Genomic DNA, 18,701 nt, shown 5'->3' with positions numbered 1-18,701 from the left:
CCTTGAGTCGCCGCCATGGTGGCGCAGCCGGCAGCGCCGTCGGGCAAAATATGTGTCCGCCGTACGGGTGTTGACCGTCCGTGATGGGCGGTCGGTCCTTGACGATCTCGCTCCCACCGGTCGCACGGCTGCTCCAGCGCTCCAGCGCTCCAGCGCTCCAGCAGCGCCTGATCGCAGCCGACGGCGAGGAGCCCCGCCAGGCGGCCCCCGCCGCACGGGTCTTGCCGCACCGGCGTCCCGCGTGCCATATATGTCTAGACCTTTACGCGGAAGCGGAGGAAGGCATCCCGTGCGACGCACCGCGCCCCTGCTCGTCCTGTGCCTGTCCCTCGGCGGCCCGGCGGCGTCCGCCGGGTGCACCGCGCCCGACACCGAGCCGCCGCCCGCCCCCGCGGGGGTCACCGCGCAGGCCTCCAGCTCCACCACCGTGCACGTCATGTGGGACGCGGCCGCACAGGGCGACGGGGTGAGCGGCTACCAGGTCCTCGAAGCCGGCCGCCCGGTCCGCGAACTCCCGGCCGGGAAGACGATGGTGGACATCACCGGCCTCACCCCGCAGACCGGCTACGCCTTCACGGTCCGCGCCAAGGACGCCGCCGGGAACCTCTCCGGGACCGGCCCGGCCGTCCGCGCGACCACTCCGGCGGCCCGGGCCGAGGACCTGCGGCCGCCGACCGCCCCCGCGTCCGCCACGGGCCGGGCGACGGGGCCCCGCACCGCCCGGGTGTCCTGGTCCGCCGCGACGGACGACACGGGCGTGACGGCGTACGACGTCTACCAGGGCGGCGTCCGGATCCACACCGCGGGCCCCGGCGAGAGCGGCACGGCGTTGAGCGGCCTCCAGCCGGACACCGTGTACACCTTCACCGTGCGGGCCCGGGACGGGGCGGACCGCTCCTCCCCCGACTCCCCCGCGGTGGACGTGACCACCCCGCCCGCCGCGGGCGGCGGACCGGGCACCGCGCCCGAGGGCCTCACCGCGACCGCCTCGCCGGGTACCGTCACCCTCTCCTGGACCGCGCCGGACACCGGCCGGCAGACGAGCGAGTACGAGCTGTACGTCAACGGACGGCCCACCACCGTCATCCAGTTCGGCACGGGTGCGGTGCCCAGCGGACGGGTGGAACACCGGATCGCGGTGACCGAGCCGGCCGGTACCGTGTGGGCCGTGAAGCTGCGCGCCCGGCTGCCCGACGGGAACTGGGGCGCCTTCTCCGCGGAGCGGACCGTCACCCTCGCGCCGTGAGATCGGGCAGCGATCCGCCTGAACGGCACTGCGGCGAAAGAAGATCACGCACAATACATCCGTGTTCGGTGAGTACTCGGTCAACAACAATCAGGCAGCATCCGCGGGCGGCGACGCCGAGCCAGACTCGGTCGCCGTGCCGGGAAACCTGCCGCCGGAATCGGCGAGCTTCGTCGGCCGGGAGCCCGAACTCGGTCTCCTCGACCGCCTGTTGAGCGAACGAAGACTGGTCACCCTCACCGGGGTGGGCGGCGTCGGCAAGTCCCGGCTCGCCCTGCGGGCCGCCAGCGCGACCCGCCCGGCGCGGCACGACGGCGTGTGGTGGGTGGACCTGTCACCGCTGCGCGACCCCGCGCTGCTCACCACGACCGTCGCCCACGTCGTCGGCCTCGCCGACCACACCGCCCGCCCCCTCGACGAGGAGTTGTGCGCGTGGATGGCCGACAAGGAACTCCTGCTCGTGCTCGACACCTGTGAGCACCTGGTGGCCCACTGCCGCCATCTGGTGGGCGAACTCCTGCAGTCCGCACCCGGGCTGACGGTCCTGACCACCTCGCGGGAGCCGCTCGGCTCCCCCGGCGAGGAGGTCGTCGAGGTCCGGCCGCTGCCCTGCGCGGGCCCCGACAGCGACGCCCTCGCCCTGTTCCGCGCCCGCGCCGTCGCCGCGACCCCTCGGGCGGCGGCCGCCTTCGAGGACGCGGGCCGGACCGCGGTCGCGGCCGACCTGTGCCGCCGCCTCGACGGGATCCCGCTCGCCCTGGAACTGGCCGGCGCCCGGATGCGGGCGTGGACCCTGGAGCAGATGGCCGAACGCATCGGCGAGCGCTTCGACGTGCTCGCCGACACCCGGGCCGCGCTGCCGCACCGGCACCGGACCCTGCGGACCGCGATCGGCTGGAGCCACGAGCTGTGCGAGCCGCTGGAACGGCTCCTGTGGGCCCGGCTCTCGGTCTTCACCGGGGACTTCGACGTCGCCGCGGCCCGCGCCGTGTGCGCGGGCGGCCCGCTGGCCGCCTCCCGGGTGGAGCGGGTACTGGCGGGCCTGGTCGCCAAATCGGTGGTCCGGTGCACTGCGGAGCGCGGCGCGGGCGCCCGCTACCGGATGCTGGACACGATCCGCGAGTACGGGCACGACTGGCTGGGCGAGCTCGGCGAGGCACGGATCGTCGCCGACCGGCACGCCCACTGGTACGCGGCGCTCTCCCGCGCCGCCGACCGGGGCTGGCTGGGCCCGGGCCAGGTGGACTGGTACCGCAGGATGACCGCCGAGCACGCACAGCTGCGGACGGCGCTGGAGCACCTGCTCGGCTCCGACCCCCTGACGGCGCTGGAGATGGCCGGCGCCCTGTGGTTCTACTGGTTCGCGTGCGGGCACGTGCACGAGGGCCGGGGCTTCCTGGAGCGGGCCCTGGCCGCCGCCCTGCCCACGGGAGCCGCGTACAACCAGGCCCTGTGGGCCCTCGGCCTCACCGCGCTGCTCCAAGGCGACCTGGAGACCGCCCGGCGGATCGGCGAGGAGTGCACGAAGGGCGCGGCCCGCCTCGCGGACCCCGAGCGGGAACTGCGCGCGGCCTATCTGCACGCCGTGTCCGTCATGATGCCGGGCGACCCCGTACGGGCCCTCGCGCTGGCCGGCCCGCGGGCGCGGGCGGGCCACGGCGGGCGGACCAGCGCCGCGGGCTGGCTGCTGTGCAAGCTGGCCACCAGCTACGCGCTCTGCGACCTGCGGCGCTTCGAGGAGGCGGCCCAGGAGGCCCTGGCCCTGCGGGAGACCTGCGCGGAGCTGGGCGAGCGCTGGCTGCGGGCGTACGCCGACTACGTCCTTGCGGTGGCCGCGCTGGGCGTGGGCGACCACGGGGAGGCGGCCCGGCACGTGCGGGCGATGCTGTCGGGCAAACGGCTGCTCGGCGACCGCTTCGGGATCGCGCTGGGCCTGGACCTGCTGGCCGCGGCGGTGGCGGGGCTCGGCGACGGCGAGCTGGCGGCGCGGCTGCTGGGCACCGGGCACGCCTGGTGGCGCACGGTCGGGCGGCCGCAGATGGGCTCGCCCTCGCTGACGGCCTTGCGCGACGAGGGCGAGCGGCAGGCCAGGGCGGCGATCGGCGACGCCGCGTACGAGACGGCGTTCCGGGGCGGGGCCACGGGGCCCACCGGCTGATCTACAGCCGGTGGACGGCCGGGCGGCGCGGTAACGCGGTCGGAGCTCCCGTCAGTACGGGAGGGGTCTGCCCGACGGTGTGCGCAGGTCCAGGTCTCGGGGGGCGGGCTTGGGGACGGGCTTGCGGATCAGCTGCTGGCGCATGCTGCCTCCTGGCTCAGACCAGGGCCGGGCGGCGGGGTTCCACCGTCTGGCCGTCGGGGAGCAGTTCACCGGTGTCGTCGAAGACCATGACGCCGTTGCAGAGCAGGCTCCAGCCCTGTTCGGGGTGGAAGGCCACGGTCCGGGCGGCGTCGCGGTCGGCGCTGTCGGCGGGCGGGCAGGGGGGCTGGTGGGAGCACATGGCGCACCTCCTCGCAGAGTGGGGCGGGAGGGCCGGTGGTCACCCGGTCGAATCCGCGATCCACGGTGGCGGTGAGTATTACCGATCGCCACCCCCGGACGGAACCCATATCGGCCGTCCAGTTCAGGGTGTGTATGCCCGATTACCATGCGCTCATGCCCGGTATCCGGATCGTTCACCGCACGCCGCTCGCGCCGACCGAGGCATGGTCGCGACTCACGGACTGGGAACGCCACGGGGAACGGGTCCCCCTCACCCGGACGATCATCGAAACGGAGCCGCCGACGGCGGTCGGAACGGTCTTCACGGCGCGCACCGGGGTGGGCAGGATCACATGCGACGACCCGATGGAAGTCGTCGTCTGGCGGCCTCCCGCGGAGGGTACGGGCGGGTTCGTCCGATTGGTGAAGCGCGGACGGACCGTGACGGGGTGGGCGGAGATCGAGATCCGCCCCCTGCCGGACGGGGGCAGCGAGATCCACTGGCGCGAGGACCTGCGTCTGCGCGGCCTGCCCCGCGCACTGGACCCGGCGGTCGCCCTGGCCGGCCGCTGGATCTTCTCCCGGGCCCTGCGGGGGCTGGTGCGCGGCGGGGGTTCCCCCCGCCGCGACCGGTGACCTCCGCCACCGCCCCGCGACCCCGCCCCTGCCCGTCCTCGTCCGGCGCCCTAGCGGATCGGCATGTCCGAGATCGTGCGGGCGATCACCAGCCGCTGGATCTCGCTGGTCCCCTCGAAGATGGTGTAGATGGCACTGTCGCGGTGCATGCGCTCCACCGGGTACTCGCGGGTGAAGCCGTTGCCGCCGAGGATCTGGACCGCCTGGGCCGTCACCTTCTTGGCGACCTCGCTCGCGAAGAGCTTCGACATCGAGCCTTCCGCCGAGGTGAACGGACGGCCCGCGACCGCCATCCAGGACGCCCGCCACACGAGCAGCCGGGCCGCGTCGATCTGGGTGCGCATGTCGGCGAGCTGGAAGGCGACGCCCTGGTTGTCGATGATCGGGCGGCCGAACTGCGTGCGGGTCCTGGCGTAGTCCAGGGCCACCTCGTACGCCGCACGCGCGGTGCCCACGGCCATCGCGCCGACCGCCGGGCGCGAGGCCTCGAAGGTGGCCATCGCGGCGTTCTTCACGCGCTCGCCCCCGCCGCTGCGCGCCCGCTCCCGGGCCCGCGCGAGCCGCTCGTCCAGCTTCTCCTTGCCGCCGAGGAGGCAGGAGCCGGGGATCCGTACGTCCTCGAGGACCACTTCGGCGGTGTGCGAGGCGCGGATGCCGTGCTTCTTGAACTTCTGGCCCTGGGACAGCCCCGGCGTGTTCGGCGGGACGATGAAGGAGGCGTGCCCCTTGGTGCCGAGCTCCGGGTCGACGACGGCCACGACGATGTGGACGTTGGCGATGCCGCCGTTGGTCGCCCAGGTCTTGGTGCCGTTGAGCACCCACTCGTCCTTGGCCTGGTCGTAGACCGCTCGGGTCCGCATGGAGCCGACGTCCGATCCGGCGTCCGGCTCGGAGGAGCAGAACGCGGCCACCTTCACGTCGTCCGGGGTCCCGTACATCTGGGGGATCCAGGTGCCGATCTGCTCCTCGGTGCCGTTCGCGACGACGCCGATGGCCGCGAGCCCGGTGCCGACGATGGACAGGGCGATGCCCGCGTCGCCCCAGAAGAGCTCCTCCATCGCCATCGGGATGCCGAGGCCCGTCGGGTCGAAGAACTGCTGGGCGTAGAAGTCCAGCGAGTAGATGCCGACCTTGGCGGCCTCCTGGATGACGGGCCAGGGAGTCTCTTCGCGCTCGTCCCATTCCGCGGCCGCGGGGCGGATCACGTCGGCGGCGAAGCCGTGGATCCAGTCCCGGACCTGCTTTTGGTCGTCGTTGAGCTCCATGGTGAACTCCGCCATGTCCCCTCCACCTGTCCGCGCTCGTCCATGTATGTGTTACTAGCGGTAACCCACACGTGGGCACAGTCTGTTACCGGTGAGTAAGCAGTGTCAAGCGCGGACGGTGCCCCACGGCCGCGACCACCACCGATTCGATCGCCAGGGTGTGCGGGGTGTTACGTTGCGTGGGCGTCACGCACATCGCAAGGGCGGGGAGAGAAACACATCATGGAGACCACGCAGCACGCAGGCGAGCCGGGATCGGGCGAACGCCGGCGCCGGGAGCTGCTCGAAGCCGCCGACCGGGTGGTGCTCAGGGACGGCCCCAAGGCCTCCATGAACGCCATCGCCGCCGAGGCCGGCATCACCAAGCCGATCCTCTATCGGCACTTCGGCGACAAGGCGGGCCTCTACCAGGCCCTCGCGGTCCGGCACACCGACGCGCTCCTCGACTCCCTGCGGGCCGCCCTCGACGCCCCGGCCGAGCGCCGCCGCCGGGTGGAGTCCACCCTCGACACCTACCTCGCCGCCATCGAGGCCCGCCCGCAGGTCTACCGCTTCCTGATGCATCCGGCCGAGGACTCCCAGAGCGCCGAACGCGGCTTCGACGTGGGCCTGCACTCGGCCCCGCTGCTGCGCCGCCTCGGCGAGGAGCTGGCCGAGGTGATCGGCGAACGCGTGGACCTCGGCCCGGGCGGCGAACGCCTCGCCCGGGTCTGGGGCCACGGCATCGTCGGCATGATGCACGCGGCGGGCGACTGGTGGCTGGGCGAACGCCCCTGCGACCGCGCGGACCTGGTCACCGGCCTCACGGACCTCCTCTGGGGCCGCCTGGCCACAGCCGGCAACCGCGAAGACGGCCCCGGCTTCTGACTGTCCCGGGCCGCCGCCTGCCGGGACCGCGGCCGAACCGGGCTCCGCCGGCGTCGCGAGCGCGGGGTCCGGGCGGCGCCTCCGGTCCCGGCGCAGCCGGGCTGCGTTCAGGCGCGCAGCGCCTGCGCGCCCCAGGTGGTCTTCCGGATCGCCCGCCTCAGCCTGCGCGCCCGCAGCCCGGTGACCCGGTCCGCGTACACCGTGCCCGCCAGGTGATCGCACTCGTGCTGCAGGCACCGGGCGAAGAACCCGGTCCCCTCGATCCGCACGGGCTCCCCGCCCGAGGTGACCCCCTCGACCACGGCGTGGTCGAACCGCGCCGTCCCCGCCTCCAGCCCCGGCAGCGACAGACAGCCCTCGGGACCGAGGAACTCGTCCCCGTCGGCGGCGAACAGCCGCGGGTTGACGACGTGTCCGACATGGCGGACGTCCTCGTCGTCGGGGCAGTCATAGACGAACACCCGCTGCCCGACCCCGATCTGGTTCGCGGCGAGGCCGACGCCCTGGGCGGCGTACATCGTCGCGAACATGTCCTCGACGAGCCGGTCGAGGACCGGTCCGAACTCGGTGACCTCCGCGCAAGCGGAATGGAGCACCGGATCGCCCAGCAGGCTCACGGTGCGGACGATGCCGGTGGTACCGGGGATGGGGCGCTGTCGCATGGCCGTAAGGGTACGACGGGCGAATATATGAGGAGATCTGCCGCGGTGCGGGGGCGCCGCGGTCAAGGCCCCGGCCGGTACTGGATAGGCTGGGCCCGACCGACGCAAGGAGGACAAGGGACGATGGCAGGCAACACGGAGCCGCTTTCGCCGCGGGCCAAGCTGGCCGTGACGGCGGGCAAGGCCGCGGCGGCGGTGTCGCGGGCCGCGGGACGCGGAAGCGGATCGGTGATCGGCGGCAAGGTCGCACTCAGGCTCGACCCCGATCTCCTCGGCGCGCTGGCGCAGCATCTCGACGTCGTCCTCGTCTCCGCGACGAACGGCAAGACCACGACGACCCGGCTGATCGCGGAGGCCCTGCGGGCCAGCGGTCCGGTCGTCTCCAACGCGCTGGGCGCCAACATGCCGGCCGGCATCACCTCGGCGCTGGCCGGCGGCTCGGACGCCAAGTACGGCGTCATCGAGGTCGACGAGAAGTACCTGGCCGGAGTGGCCCGGGACGTCACCCCCAAGGTGATCGCCCTGCTGAACCTCTCGCGCGACCAGCTGGACCGCGCCGCCGAGACCCGCATGCTCGCGGAGAAGTGGCGCGAGGGCCTGTCCGGCTCCAAGGCGGTCATCGTCGCCAACTGCGACGACCCGCTCATCGTCTGGTCCGCCTCCTCCTCGCAGAACGTGGTGTGGGTCGCGGCCGGCCAGGAGTGGAAGGACGACGCCTGGTCGTGCCCCTCCTGCGGCGGTGTCATGCAGCGCCCGGGCGACGACTGGTTCTGCGGCGAGTGCGGTTTCCGCCGCCCCACGCCGACCTGGGTGCTCTCCGGCGACCACGTCCTGGACCCGCACGGTTCGGCCTGGCCCATCCACCTCCAGCTGCCGGGCCGCGCGAACAAGGCCAACGCCGCCACCTCGGCCGCCGTCGCCGCCGTCTTCGGTGTGCCGCCCCAGGTCGCGCTGGAGCGCATGTACCAGGTGCAGGCCGTCGCCGGCCGCTACGACGTGGTGCAGTTCCAGGGCCGTGAGCTGCGGCTGCTGCTCGCGAAGAACCCGGCGGGCTGGCTCGAAACGTTTTCGCTGATCGATCCGCCGCCCACCCCGGTGATCCTCTCGGTGAACGCGCGCGGCGCCGACGGCACCGACACCTCCTGGCTGTGGGACGTGGACTACCCGCGCCTGGCCGGCCACCCGATCTTCGTGATCGGCGACCGCAAGCTGGACCTCGCGGTGCGTCTGGAGGTCGCGGGCCTGGACTTCCGCGTGTGCGAAACCCTCGACGAGGCCGTGCAGCTGGCGCCGCCCGGGCAGATCGAGCTGATCGCCAACTACACCGCCTTCCAGGACGTGCGCCGCCGCGTCGGCAACTAGCCCCCTCAGAACCGCAGAGGACAAGAGCATGAGCGACAACAGCCTGCGTCTGGTGTGGGTCTACCCCGACCTGCTCAGCACGTACGGAGACCAGGGCAACGCCCTCGTGGTGGAGCGCCGGGCGCGCCAGCGCGGCCTGGACGTGCAGCGCGTGGACGTGCGCAGCGACCAGCCGATCCCCACCTCGGGCGACATCTACCTGATCGGCGGCGGCGAGGACCGGCCGCAGCGCCTGGCCGCCGAGCGCCTGCTGCGCGACGGCGGTCTGGAGCGGGCCGTCTCGAACGGGGCCATCGTCTTCTCCGTCTGCGCCGGGTACCAGATCCTCGGCAAGGAGTTCGTCAACGACCAGGGACAGCGTCAGGAGGGCCTCGGCCTGCTGGACGTGGTCACCCTGCGCGGTGAGGGCGAGCGGTGCGTCGGCGACGTCCTGGCCGACATCGACCCGCGGCTCGGCCTGCCGCAGCTGACGGGCTTCGAGAACCACCAGGGGGTCACCCACCTCGGGCCGACGGCGCGGCCGTTCGCCCGCGTGACCATGGGCCGCGGCAACGGCACCGGCGACGGCACCGAAGGCGCGTACAACGACACGGTGTTCGGCACGTACATGCACGGCCCCGTGATGGCCCGCAACCCGCAGGTCGCGGACCTGCTGCTGAAGCTGGCCCTCGACGTCAACGCGCTGCCGGCCATAGACGACCGGTGGTACGAGGCGCTGCGCGCCGAGCGCATCGCGGCGGCGACGCAGCCCGCCTGAGGCGGCGCCGGGACCGCCCGGCACGCGCCGTCCGGCCCGGATCCCCTGGTGGGGACCGGGCCGGCGTGCGTTCACACCACGGGTACGACCAGGATGTGGAGGATGGTTCAGCCCACCGGCCATCCGCTTGTAGGGTGACATGTAGTTCCAACCGGACGACGTGGTCCGGTCGTCGGCCCACGTTGCAAAGGTCTCTTCCTGCCATGCGCATTGGTGTGCTCACTTCCGGTGGCGACTGCCCCGGCCTGAATGCCGTCATCCGCTCCGTCGTGCACCGCGCGGTCGTCGACCACGGCGACGAGGTGATCGGCTTCCACGACGGCTGGAAGGGCCTGCTGGAGGCGGACTACCGCAAGCTCGACCTCGACGCCGTCGCCGGCATCCTCGCCCGCGGCGGCACCATCCTCGGCTCCTCCCGGGTGCAGCCCGCACACCTGCGCGACGGTGTGGAGCGCGCCCGCGGCCACGTCGCGGACCTCGGCCTCGACGCGATCATCCCGATCGGCGGCGAGGGCACCCTGAAGGCCGCGAACCTGCTCTCCCAGGCGGGCCTGCCGATCGTCGGCGTCCCCAAGACCATCGACAACGACATCGCGTCCACCGACGTCACCTTCGGCTTCGACACCGCCGTCGGGGTCGCCACCGAGGCGCTGGACCGGCTGAAGACCACCGCCGAGTCCCACCAGCGCGTGATGGTCGTCGAGGTCATGGGCCGCCACACCGGCTGGATCGCCCTGCATTCGGGCATGGCGGCCGGCGCGCACGCGATCGTCGTACCGGAACGCCCCTTCGACATCGAGGAGCTGACGGCGATCGTCGGCGAGCGGTTCTCGGCGGGCAAGCGGTTCGCGATCGTGGTGGTCGCCGAGGGCGCCAAGCCCCGCCCCGGCTCGATGGAGCTCGAGGACGGCGGCACCGACATGTACGGCCACGAGCGGTTCGCCGGCATCGGCAACCGGCTCGCGGTGGAGCTGGAGCACCGCCTGGGCAAGGAGGCCCGTCCGGTGATCCTGGGCCACGTCCAGCGTGGCGGCACGCCCACCGCGTACGACCGCGTCCTGGCGACGCGTTTCGGCTGGCACGCCGTGGAGGCCGCGCACCGCGGCGAGTTCGGCATGCTGACGGCGCTGCGCGGCACGGACATCGAGATGGTCCCGCTCGCCGAGGCGACCTCGACCCTCAAGACGGTCCCGACCGAGCGCTACGACGAGGCCCAGACGGTTCTGTAACCGTATGCCCGTTACGGCCGCCCCCGCGCGCAGGAGCGTGCGGGGGCGGCATTACTGTGGTGGGGCGCCACAGTCAAGGGAGTGAAGAGATGGACCACAGCGGGCACGGCATGGGCATGAACATGGACCTGCCGCCGTTCACTCTCGGGCGCGGGCTGGAGCTCTCCTTCGACCCCTTCTTCCTCTTCGGATCCCTGCTGGGGCTCGCGCTGTACGGCTGGGGCGTGCTGCGGCTGCGCCGGCGCGGGGACTCCTGGCCGCTGGGCCGGACCATCGCCTTCACCCTGGGCGTGCTGACCGTGGTGCTGGTGATGTGCACCAAGCTGAACGACTACGGCATGGTCATGTTCAGCGTGCACATGGTCCAGCACATGGTGATCAGCATGATCACGCCGATCCTGCTGCTGCTGGGCGCTCCGGTGACGCTGGCGCTGCGCGCGCTGCCGCCCGCCGCGCGCGGCCACAAGGGCCCCCGCGAGCTGCTGCTCACGCTGCTGCACAGCCGCTACATGCGGATCGTCACCCACCCGGCGTTCACGATCCCCCTGTTCATCGCCAGCCTCTACGGCCTCTACTTCACCCCGCTCTTCGACTTCCTGATGGAGTCCCGGCCCGGGCACATCGCGATGATGGTGCACTTCCTCGCTGTCGGCCTGATCTTCTTCTGGCCGATCATGGGCATCGACCCGGGGCCGCACCGCCCCGGCTACGTGATGCGGATGCTCGAGCTGTTCGCCGGCATGCCGTTCCACGCCTTCTTCGGCATCGCCCTGATGATGGCCAGCGAGCCGATGATCAAGACCTATGCGAACCCGCCGGCCTCCCTCGGCATCGACGCGCTGCTCGACCAGCAGTGGGGCGGCGGCATCGCGTGGGCCTTCAGCGAGATCCCCTCGGTGCTGGTGCTGATCGCGCTGGTCTACCAGTGGTACCACTCGGAGCAGCGGGCGGCGAAGCGCTCCGACCGGGCCGCGGACCGCGACGGCGACCAGGAGCTGGAGGCGTACAACTCGTATCTGGCCTCGCTCCGGGCGCGTGGCCAGTAGCGCAGGACGGCCTTCGCGCGCCACCATGGAGCATGACCGGATCCGTGAAGGCGATGGCAGTGATGACCTTCGCCGCCCTGGTGGCCGTCGCCACGTATTCCGTGGCCCTCGGCAGCAACGGCTGGCTGTGGTTCGGCTGGGTGGTGCTGGGACTGCTGACCGCGGGAATGGCCGCTTCGCGCGGCGCATGAGCGCCGGGGGCACCTGCCGCTGAACCGTCGTGGCCGACGGTGCGTGCCAGGTCGTGACGGTGCGTGCGACCGCACCTAGACTGGTTCCTTTCGCCATGTCCGGCGGCGGCCGGCACTGCGCCGCCCCAGGAATCGGGAGCGGCCCGGTGTTCTACCACTTGCTCAAGCACGTGTTGCTCGGTCCGCTGCTGCGGCTGCTGTTCAGGCCGCGGATCGAGGGCCTGGAGAACATCCCCGAGGAGGGGGCCGCGATCATCGCGGGCAACCACCTGTCGTTCTCCGACCACTTCCTGATGCCCGCGATCCTCAAGCGGCGGATCACCTTCCTCGCGAAGGCCGAGTACTTCACCGGTCCCGGGGTCAAGGGGCGGCTCACGGCCGCCTTCTTCCGCAGCGCCGGGCAGATCCCCGTGGACCGCTCGGGCAAGAACGCCGGCCAGGCGGCGCTGCGCGAGGGGCTGGGGGTGCTGGCCAAGGACGAACTGCTGGGCATCTACCCCGAGGGCACGCGCTCGCACGACGGGCGCCTCTACAAGGGCAAGGTGGGCGTGGCGGCGATGGCCCTGGGCGCCGGGGTGCCCGTCGTGCCGTGCGCGATGGTCGGCACCTTCGAGATCCAGCCGCCCGGGAAGAAGATCCCGAAGATCCGGCGGGTGACGATCCGCTTCGGCGCTCCGATGGACTTCTCCCGGTACGCCGGGCTGGAGGGCGAGCGGACCGTCCTGCGCGCCGTCACCGACGAGATCATGTACGCCATCCTCGAGCTGTCCGGCCAGGAGTACGTGGACCGGTACGCGGCCGAGGTCAAGGCCGAGGTAGAGGAGGAACGGAAGAAGGCCCGGCGCCGATCGCGCTGAGCCTCCTCCCGTTCGCGGACCCCGGCCGGCTAGCGGACCGCCGGGAGCTCCTCACGCGCCGGCCACTCGGCGCCCGGACCGTGCTCGAGCGACAGCGCGGCGACCGGGGCCGGGGCGACCGGAGCGGCGTGCGGGGCGCACGTCACGTCCTTGGCGTCGACCTTGCCGGTGAGCAGGTAGGTGTCGACCCGCGTGTTGATGCAGGGGTTCACCAGGCTGGTGACGCCGTGCGAGCCGGCGTTCTGCTCGGTGATCAGGCGGGAGCCGGCGAGGCGGCGGTGCAGCTCGACCGCGCCCTCGTACGGCGTGGCCGCGTCCCGCTCGGACTGGACGATCAGCACCGGCGCCAGACCGCGCTTGGCACCGACCTCGATCGGGGTGCTCTGCTTGGACTTCCAGGTCGCGCAGGGCAGGTTCATCCAGGCGTTCGACCAGGTCAGGAACGGGTACTTCTGGTGCAGCCGGGTGTTGTCGCGGTCCCACTTGGCCCAGCTGGTGGGCCACTTGGCGTCGGCGCACTCGACCGCGGTGTAGACGGCGTTGCCGTTCTCGGACGCGGCGTTGCCCTTGGTGTCCGACATGTCCGGGGCGATGGCGTCGACGAGCGCGTGCTCGTCACCCGCCTCGTACGCGGCCCAGGTCTGGGCGACGGGCACCCAGGAGGAGTCGTAGTACGGGGCGCCCTGGAAGAAGCCGATCAGCTCGGCCGGGCCGACGACCCCGCCGAGCGGGTTGGCCTTGGCCTTGGCGCGCAGCTCCTGGTACTTGGCCTCGACCTTGGCGCGGGTGTCGCCGAGGTGGAAGACCGCGTCGTTCTTGGCGACCCAGTCCTGCCAGTCGTTCCAGCGCATCTGGAAGGCCACGTCCTGGCCGAGGTTGGCCTCGTACCAGATGTTGTCCGTGTCCGGGTTGACCACGCTGTCGACGATCATGCGGCGCACGTGGGTCGGGAACAGGGTCGCGTAGACCCCGCCGATGTAGGTGCCGTAGGAGACGCCGAGGAAGTTCAGCTTCTGCTCGCCGAGGGCGGCGCGGATCACGTCGAGGTCGCGGGCGGTGTTCGGCGTGGTCATGTGCGGCAGCATCTCGCCGCTGCGCTCCTTGCAGCCGTCCGCGTACTCGGCGGCGAGCTTGCGCTGGGCGCGCTTGTCGGCCTCGGTGTCCGGGACCGGGTCGGCCTTGGGGGCCTTGACGAACTCCTGCGGGTCGATGCAGGAGATGGGCGCGGAGTGGCCGACGCCGCGGGGGTCGAAGCCCACGAAGTCGTACGCCTTGGAAGCGTTGACCCACAGCGGGCTCTTGGTGGTGACCCGGCGCGGGAAGCGCATGCCGGAACCGCCGGGGCCGCCGGGGTTGTAGATGAGCGCGCCCTGGCGCTCCTCCTTGGTGCCCGTGTTGCCGATCCGGTCGACGGCGATGTCGATGGTCTTGCCGAACGGCTTGGTGTAGTCGAGCGGGACCTTCACCCAGCCGCACTGGATCGGCTTCTCGAAGCCCCAGTCGGCGGGACAGTCCTTCCAGTCGATCCCGGTGCGGGCGGCGCGGGCGGCGGCGATCTGGACGCCCACCGCCTCCGCGGCCCCGTTGTCACGGCCGGCCGAGGCCGCCGAGGCCGACGGCGCGAGCATCAGGCCCGCCGCCAGCGTGCCGGTGATCAGTGTGGCGGCGCTCCCCAGCGCCGCGTTGCGTATCACGTACGTGTTCCCCCTGCGTCAGTCGCCGCCGTGGGCGGCCGGATTGGTCGTTTCGGTCGTCGGCGTGCAGGGGGATCCTCGCGCCTTACCGCGACCCGGCAACAGAGCAGGCTCCGGTTCTTTGCCAACCCGATAACCGGAGAGATGAGTACCGCTGAGCGGTGCCCGTTTCGTTCCCGGTCAGAGCACTACGGCGTCCCGTAGGTGCGGACGGCCGCGTCGAGCAGTTCCCGCAGCCGCAGGGCGTCCGGGGCCAGGGCGGTCACCAGGACGGCCGGACCCGCCAGCGGCGTGACCGCGGCGAACTCGCCCAGCACCGCCGCCTCGGGCGGCGCCTGGGCGAAGGCCGGGTCCACGACGAGGAGTTGGCCGAGCGCCCGGTGGCCCGCCAGTCCCGCGGGACCGTCCCAGCCACCGGGCGCGCCGGGTCCGCAGGTCAGCTCCTGGTCCAGCAGCGGGCAGCCGCCCCGGGCGGCGGTGAGCCGGCTGCGCAGCAGGCCGGGGTCCTCCCCGCAGCGGCCCAGCACCTGTTCCTCGCGCAGCAGCAGCCGGGCCGTGGGGGCCAGTTCGACCCGCGTGTGCACCCGCAGGTCGCTGCCGCGCACGGAGACCAGCGGTTCGGGCAGCCACCGCACCGACGCGCCGTCCTCCACGGTCAGGCGTACGTCGTAGCGCGCGGGCTCGCCGCCCCGGCCGGGCAGGGCCAAGGTGGCCGCCGCCGAGGCGAGGGCCAGCCGCGCCCCGGGGCCCGCGGTCGCCTCGACGGTGAGGTGGTCGCCGCCGAGCGGGGCGCTCATGGCGCCGACCAGCATGACCCCCGCCTCGGCTGCGGTGCCCCGGGTGCGGCGCAGCGCGAGCGGCCCTTGCCCGGCCAGCAGCGGCAGGGCGGTGCCGCCGCGGCCGTCTGCGGTGGCGTGGATCCGGGCGGTGGCCCGCAGGCCGGTCGCGGGGACCGCGCTGGTCACCGTACGGCCCAGGCGGCGATCTGCTCGCGGACCCAGGCGGCCACCGGAGCCACGCCTTCCGGACCGCGCAGCGACTGGAAGGCGACGGGGAGTCCGCCGCGCTGCTCGGCGGCGTCGCGGGCCATCCGCTCGAGGTCGGAGCCGACGTGGGGGGCGAGGTCGGTCTTGTTGACGACGAGGAGGTCGGCGGTGGTGACGCCGGGGCCGCCCTTGCGCGGGATGTCGTCCCCGCCGGCCACGTCGATGACGAAGATCTGGGCGTCGACGAGCCCGCGGGAGAAGGTGGCGGTGAGGTTGTCCCCGCCGGACTCGACGAGGATCAGGTCGAGCGGGCCGGTCTCGCGGAAGGCCTCCTCCAGCTCCTCGACGGCCTCCAGGTTGGCGGAGATGTCGTCGCGGATGGCGGTGTGCGGGCAGGCACCGGTCTCCACGGCGCTGATCCGCTCGGGCGGCAGGACGGCCTCGCGCAGCAGGAACTCCGCGTCCTCGCGCGTGTAGATGTCGTTGGTGACGACGGCCATGGACAGTTCGGCGCGCAGGGCGCGGCACAGGGCCGCGACGGTGGCGGTCTTGCCCGAGCCGACGGGTCCGCCGAGTCCGATGCGCAGGGCGCGCCGGGTGCCGTCGGCCCGGAGCGGGGCAGCGCCGTGCGTGTGGCGCTGGGGGTAGGTCACCGCGTGGTCGAGGTGCATGGGGGGTCTCCTTCGGGGTGGTCAGGAAGCGAAGAGGCGTACCGGCCAGTCGGCATGGGCCTCTGCCGCGATCTCCAGCAGGGGCGAGGAGGCCGCGGGCAGGGCGTCCGTGCCCTCGGTGCGGGCCCGCTGCGCGGCCTCGGCCGCCCGGGCGGCGACGGCGTCGAGGGAGGGAGCGAGCCGGGCCAGCACCCCGCTCGCCTCGAAGGGGTCCAGGCCCAGCAGCCGCACGGTCGCGGTCGCGGGCCCGCCGATGCTCTCGTACGCCGCCACGTGCGCGGCGTCCAGCGGCCCGAGTCCGGCTGCCCGGGCCGTGAGCCCGAGCACGACGGGCTGGTGGGCTCCGCGCGGGAACGCCGCTGCCAGCGCGTCCAGTTCGGCGGCGGGCCAGGTGGCCCGGGCGGCCCGCAGCAGCTGGCGGCCGAGCCGGCGTGCGGCGGCGCGCAGGGCGGGCGAGGGAGTGCGGGCGTCGGCGGCGGCGTCGAGCTGCGCCGGGTCGAGTCCGAGCGCCGCCGCCGCGGCGAGGGCGGCGGCCGTGAGCCCGGCGGTGTGCAGCCGGCCCCGGCAGAAGTCCTCCAGGGTGGCGGCGTCGTGGATCCGGCCCGCCTTGCAGGCGGCTTCGGCCCCGCCGGAGTGGGCGTGGCCCCCGGCGGGGAAGCGGCCGTCGGCGAGGACGAGCAGCGTGGCGAGGCTCATCGGGCCGTGCCCATCGCGAGGGCCCCTTTCAAAACAGGAAGTATCTCTGTGCCATGGGCAGTTCCGCGGCGGGCGCCGGTTCCACCGCCTCCCCGTCGATGGTGACGGTGAAGGTGTCGGCGTCGACCTCGACCCGGGGCATGGCGTCGTTGTTGCGCATGTCCGCCTTGCCGACCTTGCGGGTGCTCTCGATGGCCACGAAGGCCTTGCCGAGGCCGAGGCGGTCGGGCAGCCCGTCGTCGAGCGCGGCCTGCGCCGTGAAGTTGAGCGAGTTCAGGCCGGGCGCCCTCCCGTGGCTGCCGAACATCGGCCGGGGCAGTACGGGCTGGGGGGTGGGGATGGAGGCGTTGGCGTCGCCCATCTGCGCGTAGGCGATCTGGCCGCCCTTGATGACCAGTTCGGGTTTGACCCCGAAGAAGGCGGGGTTCCACAGGACGAGGTCGGCGAGCTTGCCCGTCTCGACCGAGCCGATCTCGCGGGCGAGCCCCTGCGCGACGGCGGGGTTGATCGTGTACTTGGCGACGTAGCGGCGGGCGCGCTGGTTGTCGGCCGGTCCGTCACCCGGGAGGAAGCCGCGGCGCTTCTTCATCACGTGGGCGGTCTGCCAGGTGCGCAGGACGACCTCGCCGACCCGGCCCATGGCCTGGGAGTCGGAGGAGATGATGGAAATGGCCCCGAGGTCGTGCAGGACGTCCTCGGCGGCGATGGTCGAGGGCCGGATCCGGGATTCGGCGAAGGCGAGGTCCTCGGGGACGGCCGGGTTCAGGTGGTGGCAGACCATCAGCATGTCGAGGTGTTCCTCGACGGTGTTGAGGGTGTGCGGCCGGGTCGGATTGGTGGAGCTGGGCAGGATGTTGGGCTCGGAGACCACGGTGATGATGTCGGGGGCGTGCCCCCCGCCCGCGCCCTCGGTGTGGTACGAGTGGATGGTCCGCCCGGCGATGGCCGCGAGGGTGTCGGCGACGAACCCGGCCTCGTTGAGCGTGTCCGTGTGGATGGCGGCCTGGACCCCGGTCTCCTCGCAGACCCCCAGGCAGGCGTCGATGACGGCGGGGGTGGACCCCCAGTCCTCGTGGAGCTTGAAGCCGAGTGCGCCGCCGCGCAGCTGGGAGTGCATGGCCTCGGTGGACATGGTGTTGCCCTTGCCCAGCAGGCCGATGTTGACGGGGTAGGCCTCCAGCGCCGCGAACATCCGGGCCAGGTGCCAGGGCCCGGGGGTGACGGTGGTGGCCTTGGAGCCCTCGGCCGGTCCGGTGCCGCCGCCGACGAGGGTGGTGATGCCGGAGGCGAGGGCTTCCTCGATCACGGTCGGGGAGATGAAGTGGACGTGGGCGTCGACGGCTCCGGCGGTGACGATCTTCCCGTTGCCCGCGATGATCTCGGTCTCGGGGCCGATGACGAGTGCGGGCGCCACCCCGTCCATGGTGTCGGGGTTGCCGGCCTTGCCGATGCCGCAGATGCGGCCGTCGCGGATGCCGAGGTCGGCTTTGACGATGCCCCAGTGGTCGAGGATCACCACGCCGGTGATCACGGTGTCGGGTGCGCCTTCGGCCCGGGTGGTGCGGGCCTGTCCCATCGACTCGCGGATCACCTTGCCGCCGCCGAAGACGGCCTCGTCGCCGGCCAGGCCGGGGCCGCCGGCGAGGTCCTGCTCGATCTCGACGAAGAGGTCGGTGTCGGCCAGCCGGATCCGGTCACCCGCCGTTGGCCCGAAGAGGTCGGCGTACTCCTGGCGGGAGATCTCAGCCATCGAGCGGCCCTCCGGTCTCCGCGCGCAGCCCCGGTACCGTGCGCAGCCCGGCCAGGGGGACGAGCTCCACCGCGACCGGGATGCCGGGCTCGAACCGCACGGCGGTGCCGGCGGCGATGTCGAGCCGCAGTCCTCGGGCGGCGGAACGGTCGAATTCGAGGCCGGGGTTGGCTTCGGCGAAGTGGTAGTGGGAGCCGACCTGGACGGGCCGGTCGGCGGCGTTGAGCACGGTGAGACGGGTGACGGGGCGGCCCTCGTTGAGGCGCACCGTACCGTCCCCGTAGGCGATTTCGCCGGGGATCAT

The 18,701-nt window shown here is 72.8% G+C and carries 19 protein-coding genes; 10 read left to right on the top strand and 9 right to left on the bottom strand.

Annotation, left to right across the window (positions count from 1 at the left end):
- Positions 1-289 precede the first annotated feature (289 nt).
- Positions 290-1,246 carry a fibronectin type III domain-containing protein gene (locus AB0D44_RS23295; protein ID WP_362594242.1) on the top strand — a complete coding sequence of 319 codons (957 nt, stop codon included), beginning with the start codon at positions 290-292 and terminating at the stop codon, positions 1,244-1,246.
- Positions 1,247-1,307: 61 nt separating this feature from the next.
- Positions 1,308-3,404 (top strand): NB-ARC domain-containing protein, encoded by a 2,097-nt coding sequence (locus AB0D44_RS23290; protein ID WP_362594240.1) that lies wholly within the window; start codon positions 1,308-1,310, stop codon positions 3,402-3,404.
- A gap of 157 nt (positions 3,405-3,561) precedes the next feature.
- Here AB0D44_RS23290 and AB0D44_RS23285 read toward each other — a convergent pair whose 3' ends face one another.
- Positions 3,562-3,747 carry a DUF5999 family protein gene (locus AB0D44_RS23285; protein ID WP_361765487.1) on the bottom strand — a complete coding sequence of 62 codons (186 nt, stop codon included), beginning with the start codon at positions 3,745-3,747 and terminating at the stop codon, positions 3,562-3,564.
- Positions 3,748-3,902: 155 nt separating this feature from the next.
- On the opposite strand from AB0D44_RS23285, the gene AB0D44_RS23280 reads away from it, so the two are divergent.
- The gene (locus AB0D44_RS23280; protein WP_362594238.1) at positions 3,903-4,364 is read left to right on the top strand and encodes an SRPBCC family protein; all 462 of its coding nucleotides are present in this window, start codon (positions 3,903-3,905) and stop codon (positions 4,362-4,364) included.
- A 50-nt stretch (positions 4,365-4,414) separates the two neighbouring features.
- Here AB0D44_RS23280 and AB0D44_RS23275 read toward each other — a convergent pair whose 3' ends face one another.
- Positions 4,415-5,644: an acyl-CoA dehydrogenase family protein gene (locus tag AB0D44_RS23275; protein WP_362594236.1), complete on the bottom strand. Its 1,230-nt coding sequence runs from the start codon at positions 5,642-5,644 to the stop codon at positions 4,415-4,417.
- A gap of 207 nt (positions 5,645-5,851) precedes the next feature.
- On the opposite strand from AB0D44_RS23275, the gene AB0D44_RS23270 reads away from it, so the two are divergent.
- Positions 5,852-6,496 (top strand): TetR family transcriptional regulator, encoded by a 645-nt coding sequence (locus AB0D44_RS23270; protein WP_362594234.1) that lies wholly within the window; start codon positions 5,852-5,854, stop codon positions 6,494-6,496.
- Positions 6,497-6,603: 107 nt separating this feature from the next.
- On the opposite strand, the gene def is transcribed toward AB0D44_RS23270, so the two are convergent.
- The gene (def, locus tag AB0D44_RS23265) at positions 6,604-7,158 is read right to left on the bottom strand and encodes a peptide deformylase (RefSeq protein ID WP_362594232.1); all 555 of its coding nucleotides are present in this window, start codon (positions 7,156-7,158) and stop codon (positions 6,604-6,606) included.
- A 123-nt stretch (positions 7,159-7,281) separates the two neighbouring features.
- Here def and AB0D44_RS23260 point away from each other — a divergent pair, with 123 nt between their 5' ends.
- The 6 genes from AB0D44_RS23260 to AB0D44_RS23235 all read left to right on the top strand — a co-directional run bounded on the left by AB0D44_RS23260 (position 7,282) and on the right by AB0D44_RS23235 (position 12,600).
- The gene (locus AB0D44_RS23260; RefSeq protein WP_362594230.1) at positions 7,282-8,520 is read left to right on the top strand and encodes a MurT ligase domain-containing protein; all 1,239 of its coding nucleotides are present in this window, start codon (positions 7,282-7,284) and stop codon (positions 8,518-8,520) included.
- A 28-nt stretch (positions 8,521-8,548) separates the two neighbouring features.
- Entirely contained in the window at positions 8,549-9,277 is a 729-nt protein-coding gene (locus AB0D44_RS23255; protein ID WP_362594228.1) for a glutamine amidotransferase, read from the top strand.
- Positions 9,278-9,480: 203 nt separating this feature from the next.
- On the top strand, positions 9,481-10,506 hold the full coding sequence (locus AB0D44_RS23250) for a 6-phosphofructokinase (RefSeq protein ID WP_362594226.1): 1,026 nt from the start codon (positions 9,481-9,483) through the stop codon (positions 10,504-10,506).
- An 89-nt stretch (positions 10,507-10,595) separates the two neighbouring features.
- Positions 10,596-11,552: a cytochrome c oxidase assembly protein gene (locus AB0D44_RS23245; protein WP_362594224.1), complete on the top strand. Its 957-nt coding sequence runs from the start codon at positions 10,596-10,598 to the stop codon at positions 11,550-11,552.
- 32 nt (positions 11,553-11,584) lie between these two features.
- Positions 11,585-11,743 carry a hypothetical protein gene (locus tag AB0D44_RS23240; protein ID WP_361765462.1) on the top strand — a complete coding sequence of 53 codons (159 nt, stop codon included), beginning with the start codon at positions 11,585-11,587 and terminating at the stop codon, positions 11,741-11,743.
- A gap of 146 nt (positions 11,744-11,889) precedes the next feature.
- The gene (locus AB0D44_RS23235) at positions 11,890-12,600 is read left to right on the top strand and encodes a lysophospholipid acyltransferase family protein (protein WP_362594222.1); all 711 of its coding nucleotides are present in this window, start codon (positions 11,890-11,892) and stop codon (positions 12,598-12,600) included.
- Positions 12,601-12,629: 29 nt separating this feature from the next.
- On the opposite strand, the gene AB0D44_RS23230 is transcribed toward AB0D44_RS23235, so the two are convergent.
- The 6 genes from AB0D44_RS23230 to AB0D44_RS23205 form a co-directional block, all read right to left on the bottom strand.
- A complete protein-coding gene (locus AB0D44_RS23230) occupies positions 12,630-14,228 on the bottom strand; it encodes an alpha/beta hydrolase (RefSeq protein WP_362594271.1) in 1,599 nt (532 codons plus the stop codon).
- Between the two features lie 254 nt (positions 14,229-14,482).
- Entirely contained in the window at positions 14,483-15,259 is a 777-nt protein-coding gene (locus AB0D44_RS23225; protein ID WP_362594220.1) for an urease accessory protein UreD, read from the bottom strand.
- On the bottom strand, positions 15,256-15,951 hold the full coding sequence (gene ureG, locus AB0D44_RS23220; RefSeq protein ID WP_362594218.1) for an urease accessory protein UreG: 696 nt from the start codon (positions 15,949-15,951) through the stop codon (positions 15,256-15,258). The genes AB0D44_RS23225 and ureG overlap by 4 nt, the downstream gene beginning before the upstream one ends.
- A gap of 21 nt (positions 15,952-15,972) precedes the next feature.
- Positions 15,973-16,647, bottom strand: coding sequence for an urease accessory UreF family protein (locus tag AB0D44_RS23215; protein ID WP_362594216.1), 675 nt, complete (start codon positions 16,645-16,647; stop codon positions 15,973-15,975).
- 28 nt (positions 16,648-16,675) lie between these two features.
- The gene (locus AB0D44_RS23210) at positions 16,676-18,397 is read right to left on the bottom strand and encodes an urease subunit alpha (RefSeq protein WP_362594214.1); all 1,722 of its coding nucleotides are present in this window, start codon (positions 18,395-18,397) and stop codon (positions 16,676-16,678) included.
- Positions 18,390-18,701: an urease subunit beta gene (locus tag AB0D44_RS23205; RefSeq protein ID WP_362594212.1), complete on the bottom strand. Its 312-nt coding sequence runs from the start codon at positions 18,699-18,701 to the stop codon at positions 18,390-18,392. Before AB0D44_RS23205 ends, AB0D44_RS23210 begins: the two co-directional genes overlap by 8 nt.

Source organism: Streptomyces sp. NPDC048349, from assembly GCF_040651925.1.
GTDB lineage: Bacteria > Actinomycetota > Actinomycetes > Streptomycetales > Streptomycetaceae > Streptomyces.
This window is presented reverse-complemented; position numbering and strand designations above follow the sequence as displayed.